Source organism: Micromonospora sp. U56 (genome assembly GCF_018070095.1).
GTDB lineage: Bacteria > Actinomycetota > Actinomycetes > Mycobacteriales > Micromonosporaceae > Micromonospora > Micromonospora purpureochromogenes.
The window spans coordinates 1-2,724 of record NZ_JAGPYL010000233.1 but is presented as its reverse complement, the minus strand read 5'-3'; the positions used below and the strand labels follow the sequence as shown (position 1 = coordinate 2,724).

The window sequence follows — 2,724 nt, the reverse complement described above, 5'->3', positions numbered from 1 at the left end:
GACCGGGGTGGCGCTGTTCGCGCCGATGCTGGAGTGGACCAACCTGCACACCGGCTACCTGCCGTGGGTGCTGCTGTCGCTGCTGCAGGCCGGCTACCTGGCACTGCTCGGCGTCGCCACCGCGTGGGTGTCGCCGCTGGTCGACCGGCGCCGGTGGGCGTGGCCGGTGGTGACCGGGCTGCTCTGGGTGGCGCAGGAGGCGCTGCGCGACCGCACCCCGTTCGGCGGGTTCCCGTGGGGGCGGCTGGCGTTCAGCCAGGACACCTCCCCGCTGCTGCGGCTGGCCTGGCTCGGTGGCGCGCCGCTGGTGACGTTCGCCGTGGCGCTGACCGGTGGGCTGCTGCTCGCCGCCGGGTGGCGGCGCTGGCCGGGCCGCGACCGGCGCGGCTGGGCGCCGGTGGTGCTGCTGGTGGCGTCGGCCCTGGCGCTCACCGGCGGGGCGCTGCTGGTGCCCACCGGCGCCGCCGGCACCGGCCGGACCGTCACCGTCGCGGTCGTGCAGGGCAACGTGCCCCGCCTCGGGTTGGACTTCAACGCCCAACGTCAGGCGGTGCTCAACAACCACGTCGACGCCACCCTGGAGCTGGCAGCCGGGGTCGACGCCGGCACGCGGCCCCGCCCCGACCTGGTGGTGTGGCCGGAGAACTCCTCCGACATCGACCCGCTGCGCAACGCCTCCGCCGGGGAGCGGATCTCCCAGGCCGCCGACGCGATCGGCGCGCCGATCCTGGTCGGCGCGGTGCTGCTCGGCCCCGACCGGGGGCAGGTGCGCAACGCGGGGATCCTGTGGCGCCCGGGCACCGGGGCGGACCTGTCGCAGCTGTACACCAAACGGCACCCCGTCCCGTTCGCCGAGTACGTGCCGTTGCGCACGATCGCCCGGATGGTCAGCAAGCAGGTCGACCTCGTCCGCAACGACTTCGTGGCCGGTGAGCGGCCCGGCGTGGTCCGGTCCGGGCCGGCGGTGCTCGGCGACGTGATCTGCTTCGAGGTCGCCTACGACGGCCTGGTGCGCGACACCGTCGACGGTGGGGCGCAGCTGCTGGTGGTGCAGACCAACAACGCCACCTTCGACGTCGCCGAGGCCCGCCAGCAGCTGGCGATGGTGCGGCTGCGGGCCGTCGAGCACGGCCGGGGCGCGTTGATGGCCTCCACGGTCGGGGTGTCCGGGTTCGTGACCCCCGACGGGCGGGTAAGCGGCGCCACCGGGTTCAACACCCGCGCGGTGGTGCTGCGTCAGATGGCGCTCGCCGACGGGCGTACCCCCGCCACCCGGGCGGGTGTGTGGCCGGAGCTGGCCCTGGCCGGGCTCGCGGTGGCGATCCTGGTGGCCGCCGGCGGGCTGCGCCGCCGCCGGGAGGTCGACGCCGGCCGGTGAGGCCGGGGCGGACGCGGAAGGGGTGCGGTGAGCGAGCCAGTGCCGGTGGGCCACCCCGGGGTGGGGCGCGTGCTGGTGGTGATCCCCACCTACAACGAGGCGGAGAACCTCCCCGACGTCGTCGCCCGGGTCCGCGCCGCCGCGCCGGCGGTGGACATCCTCGTCGCCGACGACAACAGCCCCGACGGCACCGGCGCCCTCGCCGAGGCGATGGCGGCCACCGACCCGCACGTCAACGTGCTGCGCCGCCCCGGCAAGGACGGGCTCGGCGCGGCGTACCTGGCCGGGTTCGGGTGGGCGCGCCGGCGCGGCTACGACGCGGTGGTGGAGATGGACGCCGACGGCTCGCACGCCCCGGAGGACCTGCCCGCCCTGCTGGCCGCCGCCCGCGACGCCGACGTGGTCATCGGCTCCCGGTGGACCCGCGGGGCGCGGGTGCTGAACTGGCCGCTGCGGCGGCTGCTGCTGTCGCGCTGCGGTAACCTGTACGCGCGGTTGGCGCTGGGCATGCCGGTCTCCGACGCCACCGGCGGCTACCGGGTGTACCGGTCGACGGCGCTGACGGCGATGGAGCTGGAGTCGGTCTGCTCGCAGGGCTACTCGTTCCAGGTGGAGCTGTCGCGGCTGGCGCACCGGGCGGGGGTGCGGATCGTGGAGGTGCCGATCACCTTCGCCGAACGGGAGCGCGGCGCGAGCAAGATGAGCCCGCTGATCGTGGCGGAGGCGCTGTGGCGGATCACGACGTGGGGGCTGCGGGACCGGCGGGCGGCGGCGTGGCCCGGCCGGCGGGTCGCGGGCCGGTGGCCGTGACGCCCGGGCGTGTCATGCTGGACGGGCGGGGTTTCCGCCCCGGGTCCGGTTCACGACGGCGTCGTCGACCGGGCGCCGCGCGACGCGGATGAGGTGAGATGCGCCGATACCTGAGGTTCGTGCCACCGGCCCTGCTGCTGGTGGTGGTGCTGGAGCTGGCGGTCTTCGTCGGGGTGGGCCGGGTGATCGGGTTCGGCTCGGCGGTGCTGCTGGCGTTCGCGGCGTCGCTGCTGGGGCTGGTGCTGCTGCGCCGGGAGGGGATGCGCGCCTGGCGCGGGTTCCGCTCGTCGGTGGAGGCCCGGCAGCCGCCCGGTCGGCAGGTCACCGACGGCCTGGTGGGGCTGCTGGGGGCGCTGCTGCTGGCCACCCCGGGCCTGGTCAGCGGCGTGGTGGGGCTGTTGCTGCTGGTGCCGCCGGTGCGCCGGCTGGCCCGCGCCGGGGTGCAACGTGCCGCCGAGCGCCGGGTGTCGTCGATGGTCGCCGGTGACCTGTTCGGGCCGCGCACCGTGCGGGTGCGCCGCGGCGCACCCGCACGG

At 76.3% G+C, this 2,724-nt stretch carries 3 protein-coding genes; all 3 read left to right on the top strand.

The features are described from left to right. The coding region (gene lnt / locus KBX37_RS33670) for an apolipoprotein N-acyltransferase (RefSeq protein ID WP_210779857.1) at window positions 1-1,378 on the top strand (1,378 nt) is incomplete at its 5' end. A 27-nt stretch (window positions 1,379-1,405) separates the two neighbouring features. Beyond that, entirely contained in the window at window positions 1,406-2,188 is a 783-nt protein-coding gene (locus tag KBX37_RS33665; RefSeq protein ID WP_307849319.1) for a polyprenol monophosphomannose synthase, read from the top strand. 98 nt (window positions 2,189-2,286) lie between these two features. Further along, window positions 2,287-2,724, top strand: a 438-nt coding sequence (locus KBX37_RS33660) for an FxsA family protein (protein WP_210779856.1), incomplete at its 3' end; no start/stop codon positions are given.